The organism is Robiginitalea biformata HTCC2501, assembly GCF_000024125.1.
Taxonomy (GTDB): Bacteria; Bacteroidota; Bacteroidia; order Flavobacteriales; family Flavobacteriaceae; genus Robiginitalea; species Robiginitalea biformata.
In genome coordinates, this window is record NC_013222.1 from 820,098 (window position 1) to 839,330 (window position 19,233).

Here is a 19,233-nt window from a genome sequence, read left to right on the forward strand (position 1 = left end):
GCTTTGTAGCGCAAAAACAGCAATTTATGGTTCGTATCGGCCCTGTGGAACTCCCGGATTTCCCGTTGCTGCTCGCCCCGATGGAGGATGTGAGCGACCCGCCCTTCCGCACGCTCTGCAAGGAACAGGGGGCCGATGTGATGTACACGGAATTTATCTCGTCCGAGGGCCTGATCCGGGATGCCGCCAAAAGCGTGGTGAAGCTGGACATCTATGAAAAGGAGCGGCCCATCGGCATCCAGATCTTCGGGGCCGAACTGGACTCCATGCTCCAGGCTGTGGACATCGTTACCGAGACCGGGCCGGACATTATCGATATCAATTTTGGCTGCCCGGTTAAAAAAGTGGTTTGCAAGAATGCCGGGGCCGGGATCCTGCGCGACATCCCGCTGATGGTAAAACTCACCGAGGCGATGGTGAAACGGACCCACCTGCCCGTGACGGTGAAGACCCGCCTGGGCTGGGATCACAATTCCATTAAGATCGTCGAGGTGGCCGAACGGCTCCAGGACGTGGGCATCCAGTCCATCGCCATCCACGGCCGGACCCGGGTGCAGATGTACAAAGGGGAGGCAGACTGGCGGCCCATTGCCGAGGTAAAGAACAATCCGCGGATGCACATTCCTGTGTTTGGGAACGGGGATGTGGACACCCCGGAGGCAGCGGTTCGCATGCGGGACGAATACGGTCTGGACGGGGCGATGATTGGCCGGGCATCCATTGGCTACCCGTGGTTTTTCCGGGAGGTAAAGCACTATTTCGAAACCGGGGAGCACCTGCCGCCGCCGGACATGGAGGCACGCGTGGCAGCAGCGCGCCGCCACCTGCAGATGGCCATCGACTGGAAGGGGGAAAAGCTCGGCGTATTTGAAACCCGCCGGCACTACACGAACTACTTCAAGGGGATCCCGAATTTTAAGCCCTACCGGATGAAGATGGTTACCAGCGACGACTCGGCCGACGTCTTTGCCGCCTTCGACGAGGCCCTGGAGGCATTTGCCACCCACGAGTTTGCCTGAATTCCCGATCCCAGTTCCCGGATTGGACCGCTACAGGCTCAGCATCTTTTTATTTATTCGGTTGCTCGCAATGCGGGCGGCAATGACCCCCAACACGGCTATGGTGGCCAGAACAATCCCCACATTCGCCCAGCTCAGGGCCACCGGGTAGGCCAGGGACGGGGTGATCATCAGCCAGCCAAAGGCGAGTTGCGACCCGATCAGCGCCACCCCGATCAATACCCCGATTACCCCGCCTGCACAGGTAACCAGTACCCCCTGCAGGAAATAGATCCGGCGGAGCTGCCTAACGGTGAGCCCCAGCGAATAGAGGGTGCGGGTATGGAGCTGCTTGTCCAGGATCATCATGATGATGGCCCCCACCACGTTAAAGAGCGCAATGATTAACACCAGCGTAAAGATCAGGTAGGTTGCGAGGTTTTCGGTATTCAGCATCCGGTAGAGCGTCTGGTTGAGCTGGCGACGGGTACGGACTTCCACGCCGCTCCCCAGGGTATCACGCACGGCCGACAGCATGGCTGCTTCATCGGCCTCCGGTGTGAGTCTCAGGTTCACCCCGGATACCTGCAGGCTGTCGCGCTCCAGCAGCGCCTGCACCAGCCCGAGGTCTGCAAACAGGTATTTTTTATCCAGCCCCTCCTCAATCTGGTAGATTCCGGAGAGGATCACCGCCATCTGGTTGTAGGGCTGGTCGCCCAGGCCCTGGGGGGAGAGGTTGCCCGTTCCGGGTTTCGGGACCAGTACGATGAGGGGGGAGCGGTAATTCTGAACGCTCAGCGAGAGCTGGGAGGCGATGGAGATCCCGGAAACCGCCTGTTGGGCGCTGAGGTCCCAGAGCCCCATATAGATGGTGCTGTCGATGCCCGTGGTGCGGTTGTAGGCGGAATCCACCCCTTTGATATAGGCAATCATGCTGCGCTGGTCGTGGGTGAGGTAAACGCGTTCTTCCAGTTCCCTGGAATACGAGGCGATCCCCGGGATGTCCCGCAACCCCGCAGCTTGTTCCGGGCCAAAGGCAAAGGTCTTCCCGCTGGCCGGGACAATGCGCATGTCCGGGTCGAACGTGTTGCTGAAAGACAGGCTGAAGGTTTTTAACCCCGCAAAACCGGAGAGGACGATAAACAGGGCAGCGGAGCCGATGACAATGACGCCGAAAGTGACTGCATTGATGATGTTGACCGCGTTCTGGCTGCTTTTGGAACGGACATAGCGCCGGGCGATGTACAGCGGGAAGTTCACGCTCAGGATTTTTTGCGGCGGGGCAGCAGGTCCGGGTTCTCGATGGGGTCTTCCCCTTCCTTGAGCGACTTTTCGATATTCTCGATGTATTCCAGGGAATCGTCCAGGTAGAATTGCAGTTCGGGAACGCGCCGGAGCTGGTTGCGCGTGCGCCGGGCCAGTTCGTGCCGGAATTGTGCCTTTTGCGCCTGGATCCCCTTGATCAGGCCCGTGGCCTCTTTGACCGGGAAGATACTCACATATACTTTGGCAATGGACAGGTCTGAGGTGACGTGGACTTTGGTCACCGAAAGGATAATCCCCTGGAGCCCGCCGTCGACGGCCGCCCGTTGGAGCATTTCGGCCAGGTCCTGCTGGAGGAGGCCGGCGATTTTTTTCTGTCGTTGCGTTTCCACAGCCCAAAAGTACACACAAATGGCTTATTTTCGTAGGAAAACGCCCCGGGAATGCGCAAAATCGAACATATTGGGATCGCGGTAAATGATCTGAAAGCAGCCGGCGACTTGTATGAAAAACTCCTGGGCAGCCCGGCCTACAAGACGGAGGAGGTTGCCTCGGAAGGGGTGCGCACCGCATTTTTCCGCTCCGGCCCCAACAAGGTGGAACTGCTCGAAGCCACTTCCCCGGACAGCCCGATTGCCAAATACCTCGAAAAACGGGGCGAGGGCATCCACCACATCGCCTTCGACGTGGAAGATATCCGAGCCGAGATGGCCCGTCTCCGGGCCGAGGGGTTTACCGTACTCAATGAGGAGCCCAAAAAAGGGGCAGACAACAAACTGGTGGCCTTCCTCCACCCGAAAGGCACCCACGGCGTCCTGGTGGAACTCTGCCAGGATATGGGCTAGGGCTTCGCCTGTGCAAGCTTCCGGCACAAACCGGCAAATCCGGAGGCAGTTCCAAACCTACAGGTTCCATCCGGTTGCCGGGTTCCATCCGTTATATCGTGGGATGAACTCCCTACTGGTACTTCTTCAGGTAGGCATCCAGTGAAAACCTCCCGGAACCGTATACAAAGAAGAAGACGCAGACCAGCAGCACGATGATGGCCGTGATCAGGTTGGCGGGAATCATCTCGCCCAGGAAATTCGTCATAATCGCCCCGAAAAGGATGGGGATCTGAAACCCTACGGCCCATCGCGTGAGCAGGCCGATAATGATAAAAAAGCCGCCGACAAAATGCGCCGCGGCCACATAGTGCAGGATGATCCAGCTGCCCGGCAGGTCCTGGTAGGGCCGCATCATGCTCATGAACAGGTCCAGGTTGGACATAAAGCTCACCCCTTTAACAAACAGGAATACCCCCAGGGCCACCCGAAGCACATCCAAACCGTAATAGGAGTGGGCGTCCGCCCACTTGTCCCAAGTTTTGATTGTTCCCATGGCTACGTTGTTTTAACCTACTTAAATTACTGAAGTTTAGGGAGATAAAAAAATTATTTTCGCTATGGCCCATTGGGGATTGTGGCTTTTCCGGAGGATGTGACAGGTGATATTGCCCCGTGTGCAGCCTCATTTATACGCTGGGTTCTCCAGCTATGCGAAACAAAAAACCCAGCCGAAGCGATCAGCTGGGTTTTGGATTTTGCTTAATTGTTCAATTAATAAGTAATCTCGCCTTCCAGTTCCCAAAATGTCCCTTCCGGACCGAAGCGGGCATTCCTTTGGAAAAATTCTCCGGTGGCATTTTGAAACCTACCGGTTCCTTCTTTGATGGTTATTGGGATGGGATTGCCATCCCCGTCCAGGGCATTAGTAAAGGTGCCGGTGGTGTAATCAATTCCGCCACCTTCCGTGGTATTTGGAAACTGGATTGAAACATGTTCGATAGTAACGAATTGATCGCCATTGGCTGCGACGTAGGTGACCTCGAACGTGGTGACCAATTCCCGAAATGTCACTACATTAATGTCACAGGTAACCGGCACGCCGAAACTTCCTGATAACATGTCTCCGGTTACAGCATGGGAGACGCCTTGCTGTAATTTTCCCAAGTGGCTCATACGCCCACCAATGATGTTCCTGGTCAGGGGAAATCCAAATTCCTGGGGACTGCAAATCAGGACATCTTGTTCATTCGGATCCTCAAAATTGAAAAGTGTTGCCTTAATAGGCCGGGCCTTTTTCCCCCTGGCTGAAACCATATTGAGGCTTTCCGCATCATCGGAACTGGAAACCCCGACAGAATCATGGGTACAGCCTGCGGCAATAAGTATGCATGCGAACAGGGATACCCCAAAAATTGAATTTTTGAAAAAAGAAGAATTGGTTTTCATGCTATGTTTGTTTAATGGGTTACATGATTGGAATGGAACCTCGATAGCACAAACCTTACGTCGGAAATTATAGGGGAAGCTATAAGCCGTGTGTCTCTATTTCGAGATAGCACTTGATAAAGTACAATAAAATAATGGCATTCAATCACTTATAGGACGAATTATTCAATTTTAATAGCTTTAACAGCACGGGGAAGCCAACAGGAAAATCTGCTTGCAGCCTCCCGAAATAAGTGGTAATATTGCATGCTCCAAAACGGGTCCTATAGCTCAGCTGGTTAGAGCACTTGACTCATAATCAAGGGGTCCCTGGTTCGAGCCCAGGTGGGACCACATCAAGCAGCAAACCCCGCACGGAAACGTGCGGGGTTTTGCATTTGTGGGAAGCGAACCAAGCTTGCTTGAGTGAGCGAACCACAGATGTAAAACCAAGGCTTGCTTTAGCAAGCCGGGGTTTGCTATTTGCAGGAGTGGTGATTTTCTGGTCGCTTTCGACGCAGGAGAAAGCAACCCAGGTGATCAGGAACGAAAAGGCGCCGATTTGCGCTAGCAAAGCGGAGGTTTGCTATTTGCAGGAGTGGTGATTTTCTGGTCGGCGGCGCCAGCCGCCAACCCAGGCATGAAATCCGTTGATTTCATCTCCGGTCGCTTTCGACATGAGGAGAAAGCAACCCAGGGAATCAATTCTGTGAAGTACTTCCAAGCAGGAGCCGTCATTCTCTGGTCGGCGCTAGCCGCCAACCCAAGATAACATAATCGCAAAGACCTCGCGTTACGCAAACAAAGATTGGATTATATAATAGCGAATCATAATATGCTGCCTAGGATGAGTAATCAGAAAATCAACTCCAACCTCAAGGAGATCGCTGCAATTTTGGGCATCAAAAAGCGGATTACGCACCACACCGCAAGAAAGACTTTCGCTTCTACAGTTCTTTTGAACAATGATGTGCCGATGGAGATAGTAAGTGAATTACTTTGTCACTCGAGTATAAAGATTACCCAGGAGTATTATGGTAAAATTGTACAAAGGAGGATTAGTGAGGAGACGAAAAGGATTAAAGATTTATTGTTATGAATATCCAAGCAGCGGACCAGTAGGGTATAATAAAAAGGGCCCTAAGACTCAAGAAATACATTAATGGCCGGCAACGGAATTCTGTATGGCGAATTAAATGACGCATATATCAATTTTTATTCTCGAGTTGTTTTTTCCATAATTCAGCCGATTCCTTGGCGCAAGATTTTATGAAATTCTTGCTTAGTTGACAATCATAATTCGTAAAAATTTTGGTATCCAAATCCTTTGTCAGATTGTCAACGCTTTGTTTGGCATTTCCCCCTTTGTTCGAGTGCGGAATGGGTCCAAGTATCACATAGTTGTATTTGCCAGATTTAATCTTCTGAAGAACATTCGAGTTTTTGATGTTGTATTCGGGAACAATCTCGATGTGTTTTTTTGAAAGCCACTTGGAGAAAATCCGATCAAATTCTTCACCAATGACTTTGGTTATATCATTGGAAGCAAGAGAAGTTGCTCCTGTACAAAGGATTTGTAATCCATCGTAAGGATCTTCAAAAGAATCATCCTGTTTGTCTATTCCAAAATCACTGGCTCTTAATTCATCTACCCTTCTTCGATAGTCTTCTTCGAGAATCCGCTCCCGCTCCTCGAACTCCTCCTTCTTGAGTTTTTCAAGTTCTTCAAGTCGTTCATGGGCCTTCAATACTTCCTTTTCAAGTTCAAATGCCTTCTTTTCTCTTTCTTTAAGAGTTTCTTCTCTCTTTTTGACGCTTGCCAGAAGCTTATCCATATCCATTGAATTTGCTCCGCTCTTTCCAAGCAAGCCGTCAATATCAGCAGATAGCTTATCAGACAATCCTGAAAGTGAGGCAATTATTTTCTGGTTTTCTTGATAGTGGACATGAGTGATCTTCTCGAGATTAACCATTTGGGATTTCAAGAAGCTCTTGTCGGACTCCAACATTTTCCGCTCCGACTGAAACCTTGTGATTTCTGATTGTAATGATCCGATGACCTGCTTCAGGTAGTTTACTTCGCTTGCTGAGACACTGTTGGATTTGGTTTTACCCTCAGCAAGATGATTAGACTGGTCTCGAAGAGACATAAACATGTCCAACATTTCTTGAACCTTACTGCTATCAGGCTTCGCATGCTCTCCAGTTTTCGTTTTGACAAACGGAAGCCTGAATAAGTATCTATACCGGGTTCCATTTGAAGCGGGGTATTTAGGGTCGGAATAGAATTTTGTTGGTTTTAAGCCCTCCTTATCTAGGAATGCCACCAATGATTTTAGTTCGTCCTGAGTGGTGTCATTCAGGCATATGTAAGGATAGTATGGTTGAGTATCGTAATAGTACTGCATCAGCAATGTTGTTTTAAAGCAGCTAAAAAGAATAACAGAAGTTACTAAACAGATAACAAGTACCAAACCCAAGCTAAGAGATATCCCTGCGAGCAGGACATTACCCTTAATAGTTCCTGCAAATTACTGTAAAGTATAATTGAGTAATTGTTCCTATGATCCACTATTCTATCGCCCCTTCCACAATGATTTCGCCATTGGATTTCACCCAAAAATGAACAATGCCAATGTCATTTAAGTTGGGAATGATTCCGCCAATAGCTCTTTTAATATCCTCATCTAAGGGCTGAGCAATAGCCACAACAGACTCTGGGAAATTGTTTTTGGTCTCAAGCGATTTTACTATAGCCTTCCCAAAGTGATCCTTAATTTGCCCACTATCAAAATACTTTCTCTTTTTGGTTGGGGAATTATCATTTGCTTTTGCCCCTTTCGTTTCGACAACTAGCTTTTTGCCATTTTTCAATGCGACAATATCAATGCCCCGTTTTTGTCCCAGACAATAACTCTCAATCTTCCAATCCCTGCTTTTGAGATAAGGCATAAGCAGTTCAATAACGCGATCTTCGGTTAACTTGTGATCTTCCATGTGGACTTCTTTTAAATGGTTGTTTTTATTCTTAAAAGGCAATTGAGAAAACCCCGGCAGGGGATCAAAACGGCATGGTGACGATTCTTATTTCCTTCTTCATTTCCTGTATTTCAATGTTAAGTCTTGAATATTGGTGCGTTTGGTCATAAAAGGCAAAACAGAAGGCCTCCGGTGTCCTGAAACAGAATGATGGCTCAATGTTTACAGTCCAAGACCCTGTTGAGTTTTGATGAGCACAACTCAGCATGTATTTAAAAAAGCGATAGAAGCGCATCTTATTCGGCATATCGGTTTGGACTTCCGGATACTTTAAAAATGGCAGGAAGTAACCAGGTTGATTGTTAAGGCATGCATATATCAGGGATTTCTTTGCTTTAAAGATTCGATGCTTCGTAACTAAAACTGTATTCATAGTTTGATTGAACAAGCGTTGATTAGTAGAGCACCAGAGTGTTTTGAGCTCGGGTTATGGCGGTGTACATATATCTCAAGGAAGGCATGTAGAACGAGTTTAGAAAGACTTTATCCCACTCTCCTCCTTGTGCCTTATGACAGGTGATAGAGTGCCCGTAGGTTGCTCTTATGGCTCCTACATAGCGGTCGTCAAATGCGTTGCCAGATTCCCGATAGACGATGTTTTTGGTGTAGCGTTCATGACGTAAGTTGTTCTCCTGTTTTGAAGTCAGTCCCTGTGGCTGAACCACGGATTCCAACAACAGATAATCTTCAATATACTCGTCCTCTCCTTTCAGGGTTTTCGATTTTAATTTAACGGGAACAAAATGCAATCCAGCGACCTCTTCCAGGTCTGACATGAAGACTTCCTTGACGATCAGATGATCTCCACTAAAGAGGGTATGCCCATTCCTTTTCCATTGTCGCGTGATAATCAGCAGCTCATCTTGTTCTATCGTATTTGCGCCAAATCCGTAGAGGGTGCGTCGGACAGCACCATTGAAAACAGCATTCATTTTATGAGTAGCCCCGATAGAAATACAGCGATCCACATTTTCTGAGCTATAAGACCTGGCATATTCCCCAACAGCACTCCATATATCTGTTTTAGCAAATCCTGTAAGGGCAAACTGACTGCCACCTGCCTCAATTTCTCTGCTCAGCAGGGTGGCATTTCTCAAAATCTCTGTACCGTCCTGCTGACGCTTAACTTCATGGAGAATGGATACAGAACCTTTAAGGTCAAACTTCTGGGTCAGATACACCTCAGATAGTGCTTGAGATACTCTCTCATGTACTGGAGGGAGTTGATTACGATCCCCTAAGAAGACAATTTTGTTGTTTGCATTTCCCTCCTTCACAAAATCGATAAGATCAGAAAGCAACGACCTTTTTGCCTGGAAGAGGGCATTATCGTCTTTCGAGGCTACCGACGAGATCATGGATGCCTCATCGATGATAAAAATGGTATAATCCATAACCTCGTTCTTCTTTGGCTGTAGATGAATGATGCCGCTTTCCGGGTTTGGCTTGGCATTATAAATAAGTGAGTGCACGGTGCTATTAATCGTTCTGGCTTTTCGCCCGAGAATACGTGCAGCGCGACCTGTGGGTGCTGCTATTTTATAGTGAACACCATTGTGATTCAGAAGCCCAATAAGTGCTGTAGTGATGGAGGTTTTACCTGTACCTGCAGCTCCGGAAAGGATAAAGAAATCCTCTTTATTCCTTTTTGAAACAAATGCCTCGAGTTTCTCTAATGCGGATTTTTGATCTGCTGTAGGCGCTGAGAACTGAAGGAATTCCAGAATGTTTTTCGTTTGTTTCATAGGTTCTTTGACCTTTCGGAAACAAACGTAAAACAGATGCGTGCAGCAGAACTGCACAAGTGCTAAAAAGACGGGAACGAGACAAAACTCAAAGTACTAAACCCCGGAGACTTCAGTTTCTCAAGATATTTCTGATGCAGTCTTTTGCGGTTATTAATTTGCCGGTAATGATAGTGATCAAAGATACTTGAGCTTTCGAGTTCGGTGTCCTCTCCCTTGGCATTAGGAACAAGATTAAATCCACGAGTTGCTTTAACTATTAGAAAATTGGAGTACAGATAGCGATCATGAAAAGGAGTGCCAGTGGCGTGAGCATTAGTAACTATCTGGAAAGAGTAAGGGGATTTGGCAAATATTGAATTCAGTTTTTGAACAATCCTCTCAGCTTTCGATTCCTCAGTTTCCGGAGGCCTGACCTTAAAATCTTTGGTGTGAATTCTAATTTGTACATCTGATTTCTTGCCTTGATTTAACAGCGCATGGAGTAAGGGAAATAAGTTCTTGCTTAATATATGCCCAGAAGATTCAGATAATATATAATGATCATTAATAATAAGGGAGTTGATAGGTAAATGAGCAAAGAATTCAAACCAATTCCAACCAGGAAATTCCTCAAAAAGATCAAACCTTTTATGGCATTTCGAAATGATCTCCTCTATTGTTCTTTCGAAGGTCTCAAACTCAAAACATAGTGCTCCTTTTCTTTCTGCTTCCTCAAACCAGTCTTTCTTTTCGACACAAAAGATTAGAGTCTGTTCACAGCTTGAGTGTTTGAAGAAATGTTTTTCAAAACTTTCTACTGAAGTAGGAGGATGGTAATTGGACCGGGAGGCGAAAAGGGGATTGTCCAATGAAAGCCGCTCCAGATCCTCAGGAGATTTAATAGGGCAATCAATGAACCAATCTACTTCTCCATAGTCTGTTAAAATGGATACAAGCGCTTTCTGTCCAAGACTGTAATTTCTTTTATCAAGGCTTGCATAGAAATCATCCAGAAACGCTTTTTCGATATAGAGTTCCATGATCAGTTTTGCTGCTCCTGATTAATGCGCATCAGATCAAATTTCAGACGAGTGGATTCATCGTAAAACCCCGGACCGAAGGTATCCGTAAGATTGCCATTGGCTGTAATTGATATTTCCTTCACCTTTGGTTCCTTTTCATTGACATACTCATCACTATTGAAATAGTAAATGGCCACACTCTTTTCATCAAGCGAATCGTTCGCAACAAGATATTGTAGCTTGCGGATCAGGTATTCAGAATGCGTTTCAATCACAAATTGTAATCCTGGAAAAGTAGTAATTGTCAGGTGAAGAAAGTCAGCAATTTTAGACTGAAGATTGGGGTGAAGATTCGCCTCTGGTTCTTCAATAATAATGGTGTATTCGTTAATCAGGGGCTTCTTCTGAAATGTTGCTAAACTTCCTATGGCATTACTAATGCGTAAGATAATGGGAACAATTTGGGAATACCCATACCCGAGATCTGATAGGTTAATTTCTTTTTTTCCTTTAAGAGAAACAACCGAAGCAAAATTTTCGAATCTCTTGACCTCAATTTCACCGGGTATTCCGAATAACTGTAGTGCTTTTGACTCATAATCCTTAAATGTTCTTTCTCTGGAAGAGTAGTCCCTTATAATTTCATCCATTTGTGTTTCTCCTTCATTAAGAAGAACCCGTTTCTGAGTTCCTCTGTTTGCAGAGATGTAATCAATGTTCTTGAATAAACTCTTGAATTTGAAATAACCAAATCCATCAAATAGTGATCGGGCAAATTCAATTTCCGTGGGACCCGCATCGTCAAAATCAGAGTCTAAGGGGTTACCAGAATTCTCGAAGGCATGAGATCCCAATAGCTTCGAGAATAGAATTTTACCAAGGGTGGAATATTCAACAACTATTGGATCATTTGCAATTGATCGATCTTCTTTATCAAACAAATAGTTATAGATTCTATTCTGCAATTCGTTTTGAAGCCTGTTGGGCACATTGTAAATAGACGTACTAATGTCTATAAACGTATCAGTCTCTCTATAAATTGATGGGGCTAACTCAAACCCATTCTTAAGTGCATTAATTTCTTCTTCAATCACATTTGCAAAGAGATGGGTCATCTCCTTTTTGCCGAGGAATATTCGAAATGGATTGTAGTCTCTCTCGAGTTGTTTTATTTCATTTCTAATGGCAGCAGTTCGTAACAGACTTCTGAATTTAAAATAATATGAATTCTCTTGCTGAATCCTGGATATCCTGCTGAATATATCCTCGAGGTTATCAAGAGTAACAGAATCTAGATAAAATCCATCAGCCTTAAGAATATTCTTGCACGTTGACTTAAGTAATTGTTCCATTTCTTCTGAAGTAATATCGCTGTCTTCAGTTTTAAGCATATGGGATTCCAACAGGGAGCCATCATAGATGGAATCCATCATTCTCTTCAGATCAATGGACAACCAAGCAGTGTGCTTGGTGAAGCTCAGAATGTCTTTACTTCCATCATCATTATTGACTTTAGAATATTTGCAGGCTATCGGAATTTCCTCGGAATCACAAATCTCGATTTTATAAGCGAGATCACCTTTATAGTAAACCTTATGGAAAAGGCCGGGCAAGGCTTGATAGTCTTCGTAAATGCTTAAAACCAATTCCTCAGAACCTAAATTCCAATTTAGCACCTTTGAAAAGCTTTCCAGATTGTGTTCCCCTTTGGTAAACTCAAGTTTGGAGATGCCGTTTTTTAGCAGCAATAACAGCTTGGTCAATGAGCTTTTCCCCGCATTATTGGGGCCTAAAAGAATAGTAATAGGACGTATATCAAATATTTGCGTTGAGGAAAAAACTCTGAAATTCCGGATTCCTATTTTCATAAAATTCCTGATGATTATGATGCCTGAAAAAGTATAAGGCGCCAATTCGCTATTAAAGTTATCAAATTCCCTTACAGCAAAGGAATAATGATGCTGTGCACTATTGCCTCACAGATGAGTTCTTAAAGGGCACCATAAAAGCAGGTCATTTACTAATTTTATTAAACCTCCATCTATTCCCAAAACATCTCCCTAAACGAGGATGTGGGGAGGCCCCCCCTATGATCCATAATTTATTTAATCATGGTAAACGTAAAAGATTACAAACAAAGGGAAGGAAAGGATGGTGAGCCGTTCTTTGTACTGGTGCTTCAGGGGGATGTCACGCCGGTAAAAAGCAAACAATCAGGGAGACTTTACTTCACAGCGAAGACCTGCACGGTCTCCAGCACATTCGATGAACAGACCTGCAAGGATCTGATCGGATTGCAGTTTCCCGGGGAGAATTATCCAGGTCACAAGACCTTAAGTAAATGCGTGCGATTTAGATGAGATATTCTTTAAAGCAGCTGTAATTCAGTATCTCTTGCGAAACCAGTCAGCTAGCATACTCCAGAATCCAAAAGCCCCCAACATGATAAAAGCCATATATCCCATTGCGGAATAGAATAACCAATTGGGAAAACTCTCGTAAAAGAGGATAATGATCACTGATCCGAACATGAGCCCAACACCTATCAGAGAGAGCAGTTTCGCTAATGCATCGAAGTTAAATCTGATTTTCATGTTCTTCTTACTAACGCTGCCGAATCGATTATGCTTATGTGGAACCAACTTCCATCATGCAGTCCAATCCTTAAACTGCCCTTCAGCCTGCTCCATGATTTCCTGCAGGATGGCATCTAATTCGCTCATAGACACCCTGCGTCGTAGCTCATGCTTTACAGCCAGCCGAATCTGAGCCTTGGCATTCTCCTTTTTGGTCCAGTCCAGTTGTAGGTTCTTTTTCACTGCTTTTACTACCGCCTTAACGATATCTTGAATGGGTCCTTTTTCTGAGATTATTTCTTTTTTGGCTGCCAGGATATCATAAAAGGCGAGTTCTTCTTCGGACAGGCCTAATTCCTTAGTCCGCGAGTCTTCGTGTTGTAACTCTTGCGCACGCTTGACCAGCTCTAATATGGTTGCATAGCTGTCAAGGGCATTGGTATGGTAGCGTTCTAAGATTCTTTCGAGCTCTTCTTTTAAGGAAGTATATTTCTTGATGTTTTTAGGAAGGCGGAGCTTAATCTCATCTTTAAGGATGTTTTTGATCAGCTCAATCTTGAGCGCATGCCCATCCTTTTCCTCTTTCGCTCCTAAAAGAAAGGTTTCATCTAAGATGGAGATATCTGGTTTTTCGATGCCGGCCATTGCAAAAACATCCACCACCGCCTCGGAATCAATACTCTGACTGATGAGCTCCTTTACCCTCTCGCGGTGGTTTTCGCGCTGTATGCGAACCGATTTGGCATTTCGAACCGCTTTGGCCACATGTTGAATGAAAAGCACATCTACCGCTTTGTCCTGAATAACCGGCTGATTCTTCACAATGGACAGCAACCCGGAGAGTTTTTTCTCTCCCAGCATGAAGTTTTGCGAGTCTTCGTCGCTGGGTACAATCGCATTTACAGCAGTTTTAACCAGGAGGAGTTTATCCCCTTCCCGCAAACGCTTCCAGGGACTGTAGTCGATATCCCCGGGGATATATTGCAGACAGGCCTCGATCTGGTCGTTGAACAGCTCCAGGGCCTGTTTCATATCGATGGTGGGCTTCCCTTTTCCACCGCCCTGGGTGTATTTTCTGGCGGCATTCCTCAGGTTATCCCCGATACCAATGTAATCGACAATAACGCCATTATCCTTATCCCGGAATACCCGATTGGTTCTGGTGATGGCCTGCATGAGATTATGACCTCTCATGATTTTGTCTACGTACATGGTATGAACGCATGGGGCATCAAATCCGGTGAGCCACATATCCCGGACAATGACCATTTTCAACGGATCTTTCGGGTCCCTGAAACGCTTTTTAAGCGCTTCTTTGGCCTCTTTGGTCCGGATATGAGGGTTCCACTCCTTCGGGTCCTTAGAGATGTTCCCAGTCATTACCACGGCGATTTCGGGGCATCCTTCCAAGGCGGTAAGCGCATCGTACATCTTGACACAGTTGCGACGACTCATGCAAACGATCATGGCTTTCCCTTCGAGGGTTTCGGTGCGCAACGTGAAATGTCTTAAAATGTCCGAGGCCAATTCCTTGACCCTATCCGCTGCACCGGCGGCATCCTCAATGGCCGCCCAATTCATGTTTCCATCCTCCTCGTCTGTCTCAGTAATGGCAGCTACTTCCTCATCGATATCTTCATTCCATAAATGGAGTTTAGCCAGGCGCGGCTCATAGTAAATGTTTACCGTTGCCTTGTCAGCAACCGCCTGCTGTATGTCGTAGGTGTGAATAACACTTCCAAAGACTGCTTCCGTATCGGCATCTTTTTTGTCAATAGGAGTGCCGGTAAATCCAATAAAGGAGGCATTTGGAAGGGCTTTGCGCAGATTGGACGCAAACCCGTCTAGCAATCCATATTGGGTCCTGTGCGCCTCGTCAGCCATCACAATCACATTTTCTCGCTCCGAAAGAACAGGGTGCTCCTCTTCTCCTTCGGTATCTTCATACCCTAATTTCAAACGGAACTTTTCAATAGTGGTAAAGATCACGCCTCCCGCTCCGGCCGAGAGCAAACTCCTAAGTTCATCTGTGCTTTCCGCATGGGATACTTCACCAACTAAGTCTTTAGCCAGCACAAAGTTTTCATACAATTGAAAATCCAGGTCGCTGCGGTCTACCTGGACGACAATGGTAGGGTTTTTAAGCTCTGGAAGGCTTCTGAGGATCCCGGTATACATCGCCATAGAGATGCTCTTGCCGCTTCCTTGTGTATGCCAGATCACTCCAATACGCCCATCACCGTATGGACGCACAGCGCGTTTGGCCGCATCTACCGCAAAGTTGACTCCGAAGAATTGATGGTACTTGGCGCCTTTCTTAATCAGTGTCCCGTTGTGATCTTCATGAAAAATGAAGTTTTTTATGTAATTCAAAAGTCGCTCTTTGGGGAAGAGGCCAAAGAGAAGCGTATGCATTTGAAAATCTCCGTCAGCCACTGTGGTGCGCCCGTCGATACTTTTCCACGGCGCAAACCACTCCAGACTGGAGCTGAACATGCCATGCTGGGCCTCGTTACCATCGCTTATGACCGTCAAAGCATTGTATTCGAAAAGCTCCGGAATGTCTTTTTTGTAGTGCCCAATTTGGTTGAAAGCCTCTTTGATGGAAGTTTTCTCGTCATACCAGTTTTTCAGCTCGAATAGCACCAAGGGAAGCCCATTAATGAATACTATCACATCGGGCCGCCGGACGTTTTTTCCTGTAACACTAAATTGATTGACAACCCGGTAGGTATTGTTATCTGGATTTTCGTAGTCCAGTGGGTACATGTGGATGGCTTTCTCCTCACCTTTGGAATTCTCATACGGCAGCTCCAGTCCTTTAGTGAGCTTAAGATGAAAACTGCGGTTACGATGGTCAAGATCTACGCCTGCATTGTTTGTAAACTCCCCAACAGCTAAATCATAGACCTCAAGTGGGAGACCGGGATAGGCTTTCTCCAAAAAGCCTCTAAGGTCCTTTTTAAGGACCACCTCTTTGAAATTCTCTGCCAGCTCCTCTCCCGGCAGATACGGATACCCCAGATCCTCCAGCCATTCTATGGTGGCCTGCTCTATATTTGATTCCCGAGTCATAGAAGTTCTTTTGCAAGTGATTTCAACTTTTTGATATCTCGGGGGAGTTCTAGGTCATGCATCAGTTTTTTAACGATCGGAATATCTGCTGGAGCAAACTCGTACTTTGAAAGTTCTGACTGCGCTACCCATTTATATTGATCATGGTCGGTAAGGATGATATCTCCCTCTAAATAATCAGCTAGATACCCTTTGAGACAGATGGATTTAGTATCGTAATCATAAGTAGAATCCATGAAATGGGACCGTACTGAAATACCTATGTTAAGCTCCTCCATAATTTCACGCGCCAGGCACACTTCCGGCGTTTCATCCGCTTCAATTTTGCCTCCCGGGAATTCCCAAAAGCCCGCTAGATGCTTGCCGGCTTTTCGCCGGGTTATAAGCACCTTTTTTGATGCATTTTGTATGATGCCAGCGGTAACTTCAATCATAGTGCAGATTCTACTTCTTCCCGGAATTCTTTTAAGCGAACCTCTCCGGAGATGAGTTTAGGAAGTAGGGTATCTCGGAGATCGCTCAACATTATATTTTCAGTTACTTTGGACCTGATCATTTTGAATAAAGGATCTACAATTTGATTAAAGTAAAAGATTATTTTTTCTTGAGGATAGATGACAGAGGTGGTCTTAAATGTTGAAGTAGTAATCGTATCAAATACCGAGCCGTACGATTTTCTCTTAAACTCCTCAATTAAATTCGAAATGATCAGATATATTGTTCCTTGGGAAAATTCACTTGTAGAGTACAAACCGTAGCAAGATTGATTCATGGCCATTGGACTAGATATTATTCCAAATTTCCCCACTGATCCACGAGCCACAACTATAACGGTATTTTCTGGCAAAATTTTTGCCGAACTATTATTCAACCCCAAATAGGAAATTTTCTTCTCCGTTTCAGATATGTAAATGGTCCCCTCATTGCCAATGTCTTTGGCAGACACCCAGTTTAAATTCCCCCCCCAATATTCAGAAACCCTTGTTTTCGGTGTGCCACCACTCAATAAATCAGCAACTTCAAGAATTCCTTTTACTTCCCACCCCTTCGGAATAGGCCCCAACTCAGAATCCACAAACTCTCCATCCTGAAACGGCCCGAAATCCACAAACCAGTGTTTGTAAAGCGCCATGGCCATTTCTTCCAGGGTTTGGTTCATGGCCAGGTTGTTTTCGATTTTGTCGTCTATGGCGGACAGAACGCCTGCAATATCATTAGCTTGTTTAGGATCAGGTGTACGAATTAAGAAATTTTCCAAATCCGATCTACTTAGGTTTGGAAATGTTGAACCTGTACAAAGTGCTAACATTCTGTCTAAATAGAAGTCAATTAGGTATTTAACATAACGAGTTGAATAGCTGTTTTTCCCTCGAATTGCCCCTAAGCCTCTTCCAATTGCATAAACTTGATCGGAAAAATTCATTCTACCGGTGGTAGAACCTCTTACACAAAAGAGCAAATCTCCTTGGACTGATAACTTTTTGGGTTGATTAGTGAACTGGGTTGGTGCAGGATGTGAATAACCAAATTCTGTCGGGCCGTTCAATAGAGGAATACCCTTACCTTCCTTGTTTGTATAGGATCCCATAGGTGATTGACCCATAATTATCTCCGCAATCTCAGATAGGGTTTGTGTTTTCCAACCGTTTCGCATCTTAAAACTGATCAAAGTTATCCAGTATCTTCCTCTTCAAGTCTTCACCTTCACGAAATTGCTCTTTTAATTGAGCTTTTAAAATGGCCAGCTTCTCCTCAAACGGAATACCGTCATCCTCCTCTTCTTCTATCCCCACATAAATACCAGGAGTAAGCTTATAATCCTGTTTTTGAACTTCTTCTAAGGTAGCTGCATAGCAGAAACCATCCTGGTTTTCATAAGGAGCATTATCCTTATTAGGCAGATTTCTCCAGGCATGATACGCCTCAACTGCTTTTATTAGGTCGGCCTCGTCAAACACACGCAGTCGCCGGCTTTCCATTCGCCCCATCTTCGACATATCGATAAAGAGAATCTCCTCTTTACGTTCCCTGTGAACCCCATCCTTGCCATCCCGGTTTTTGCTCAGGATGAAAATACAGGCTGGAATCCCGGTAGTAAGAAAGAGCTTGTCTGGGAGGCGAACAATTGCATCAATCATTCCCTCATCCACCATATGTTGGCGCACATTCTTTTCTCCTTTATTCCCGGTAGTCATGGCACCATTAGCCATCACCACCGCGGCAGTTCCCGTATTGCTTAGGTGACTCCAAAAAGTCTGCATCCACATATAGTTGGCATTGCCATCTGTGGTAAACTCTTCTTTAGGTCCAAAGAGCCGAGGGTCTTTATCCGGAAGATCCTCCGGATGCCACTGGCTGACGTTGAATGGGGGATTCACTAGGATATAGTCAGCCTCTAAGTCTGGAAATTTGTCTTGCAGCAGAGAGTCTCCCAAACGGACATCAAAGGACAAATCACGAAGGGCGAGATTCATTTTACACAGTCTCAGTGTGCCACTATATCGTTCTTGGCCATAAATAGAAATATTACGCTTGTCTCCGCCGTGCGCTTCTAGAAATTTAAGGGATTGCACAAACATTCCGCCGGACCCACAGGCAGCATCAAATATTTTACCCTTGTAAGGCTCTATCATTTCAACCATCAAGCGAACAATACTGCCGGGAGTGAAGAACTGACCCGCACCGGATCCCTCAGCAATCGCAAACTTCCCGATATAGTATTCATAAACGCGCCCAAGAATATCACTCTCTGGATTTTCCTTTACGGACAATTTAGGGTGCGAAAGCAAATTAATGAGTCCACCCACTTGCCGAGAGGTGAGCTGGCTCTTCACAAAAATCCGCGGTAAAATTCCTTTGAGTTCAGGCCGGAAAGCACCAAGTGTTTCATCCAGAGTGTCAAAAGCCTCGTCCACCAGGACTTTGATGTTATCCCGCTCGGCATTATCTTGTAAAAACTCCCAGGTTGCCTTTTTGGGAATGATGTAGGTGTTCTTTGAGAGGTATTCATCTGGGTCTTCAAGAACGTAGTTTCTATCGTCCTCAGATAGCCCGTAGTAATTTGAGGCCTCATCCTCGAAAGCATCCATTAACTCATCCCGGCGCATCTCATAACGCTCCGACATGTGCTTCAAGAAGATTAGGGGAAGCACATAATCCTTATACTGATTTTCGGCTACAGCTCCGCGGAGTTCATTGGCTGCATTCCAGAGTTCTTTTTCGAAGTTGATGTCGGCTTTGGTTTGGGTCATTTCAAAAAAATATAATGATTGCAGTTATTA

Annotated in this window: 15 protein-coding genes, 1 tRNA gene and 1 pseudogene; 4 read left to right on the forward strand and 13 right to left on the reverse strand. The window is 45.7% G+C overall.

Annotation, left to right across the window (positions count from 1 at the left end):
* Window positions 1–26: 26 nt before the first annotated feature.
* Window positions 27–1,019: a tRNA dihydrouridine synthase DusB gene (gene dusB, locus RB2501_RS03620; RefSeq protein ID WP_015753389.1), complete on the forward strand. Its 993-nt coding sequence runs from the start codon at window positions 27–29 to the stop codon at window positions 1,017–1,019.
* A gap of 30 nt (window positions 1,020–1,049) precedes the next feature.
* Here the strand turns inward: dusB and RB2501_RS03625 are convergent, their stop codons facing one another.
* Window positions 1,050–2,258 (reverse strand): ABC transporter permease, encoded by a 1,209-nt coding sequence (locus RB2501_RS03625; protein ID WP_015753390.1) that lies wholly within the window; start codon window positions 2,256–2,258, stop codon window positions 1,050–1,052.
* 2 nt (window positions 2,259–2,260) lie between these two features.
* Window positions 2,261–2,653: a 30S ribosome-binding factor RbfA gene (gene rbfA, locus RB2501_RS03630; protein ID WP_041326951.1), complete on the reverse strand. Its 393-nt coding sequence runs from the start codon at window positions 2,651–2,653 to the stop codon at window positions 2,261–2,263.
* Window positions 2,654–2,704: 51 nt separating this feature from the next.
* On the opposite strand from rbfA, the gene mce reads away from it, so the two are divergent.
* Window positions 2,705–3,106 carry a methylmalonyl-CoA epimerase gene (mce, locus tag RB2501_RS03635; protein ID WP_015753392.1) on the forward strand — a complete coding sequence of 134 codons (402 nt, stop codon included), beginning with the start codon at window positions 2,705–2,707 and terminating at the stop codon, window positions 3,104–3,106.
* Between the two features lie 112 nt (window positions 3,107–3,218).
* On the opposite strand, the gene RB2501_RS03640 is transcribed toward mce, so the two are convergent.
* Window positions 3,219–3,641 carry a DoxX family protein gene (locus tag RB2501_RS03640; protein ID WP_015753393.1) on the reverse strand — a complete coding sequence of 141 codons (423 nt, stop codon included), beginning with the start codon at window positions 3,639–3,641 and terminating at the stop codon, window positions 3,219–3,221.
* A gap of 218 nt (window positions 3,642–3,859) precedes the next feature.
* Entirely contained in the window at window positions 3,860–4,534 is a 675-nt protein-coding gene (locus RB2501_RS03645) for a hypothetical protein (protein WP_015753394.1), read from the reverse strand.
* 259 nt (window positions 4,535–4,793) lie between these two features.
* Here RB2501_RS03645 and RB2501_RS03650 point away from each other — a divergent pair.
* A tRNA-Ile gene (locus RB2501_RS03650) sits at window positions 4,794–4,867 on the forward strand.
* A gap of 484 nt (window positions 4,868–5,351) precedes the next feature.
* Window positions 5,352–5,612 (forward strand): annotated as a pseudogene (locus RB2501_RS03655) (tyrosine-type recombinase/integrase); the annotation flags it as partial.
* A 109-nt stretch (window positions 5,613–5,721) separates the two neighbouring features.
* Here RB2501_RS03655 and RB2501_RS03660 read toward each other — a convergent pair.
* The 9 genes from RB2501_RS03660 to RB2501_RS03715 form a co-directional block, all read right to left on the reverse strand.
* Window positions 5,722–6,921, reverse strand: a complete 1,200-nt coding sequence (locus RB2501_RS03660) for a hypothetical protein (RefSeq protein ID WP_015753396.1) — start codon at window positions 6,919–6,921, stop codon at window positions 5,722–5,724.
* A gap of 163 nt (window positions 6,922–7,084) precedes the next feature.
* Complete coding sequence (locus tag RB2501_RS03665; RefSeq protein WP_015753397.1) at window positions 7,085–7,510, reverse strand: hypothetical protein; 426 nt, start codon at window positions 7,508–7,510, stop codon at window positions 7,085–7,087.
* 437 nt (window positions 7,511–7,947) lie between these two features.
* Complete coding sequence (locus RB2501_RS03675) at window positions 7,948–9,297, reverse strand: ATP-dependent DNA helicase (RefSeq protein ID WP_015753399.1); 1,350 nt, start codon at window positions 9,295–9,297, stop codon at window positions 7,948–7,950.
* Between the two features lie 62 nt (window positions 9,298–9,359).
* On the reverse strand, window positions 9,360–10,319 hold the full coding sequence (locus RB2501_RS03680; protein ID WP_015753400.1) for a hypothetical protein: 960 nt from the start codon (window positions 10,317–10,319) through the stop codon (window positions 9,360–9,362).
* Between the two features lie 2 nt (window positions 10,320–10,321).
* Complete coding sequence (locus RB2501_RS03685) at window positions 10,322–12,169, reverse strand: AAA family ATPase (protein ID WP_041326958.1); 1,848 nt, start codon at window positions 12,167–12,169, stop codon at window positions 10,322–10,324.
* A 780-nt stretch (window positions 12,170–12,949) separates the two neighbouring features.
* Window positions 12,950–15,952, reverse strand: a complete 3,003-nt coding sequence (locus RB2501_RS03700; RefSeq protein ID WP_015753404.1) for a type I restriction endonuclease subunit R — start codon at window positions 15,950–15,952, stop codon at window positions 12,950–12,952.
* Window positions 15,949–16,386: an 8-oxo-dGTP diphosphatase MutT gene (gene mutT, locus RB2501_RS03705; RefSeq protein ID WP_015753405.1), complete on the reverse strand. Its 438-nt coding sequence runs from the start codon at window positions 16,384–16,386 to the stop codon at window positions 15,949–15,951. The genes RB2501_RS03700 and mutT overlap by 4 nt, the downstream gene beginning before the upstream one ends.
* Window positions 16,383–17,540, reverse strand: a complete 1,158-nt coding sequence (locus RB2501_RS15730; protein WP_238528100.1) for a restriction endonuclease subunit S — start codon at window positions 17,538–17,540, stop codon at window positions 16,383–16,385. Before RB2501_RS15730 ends, mutT begins: the two co-directional genes overlap by 4 nt.
* Window positions 17,541–17,607: 67 nt before the next feature.
* A complete protein-coding gene (locus tag RB2501_RS03715) occupies window positions 17,608–19,203 on the reverse strand; it encodes a type I restriction-modification system subunit M (RefSeq protein ID WP_015753407.1) in 1,596 nt (531 codons plus the stop codon).
* Window positions 19,204–19,233: the final 30 nt, after the last annotated feature.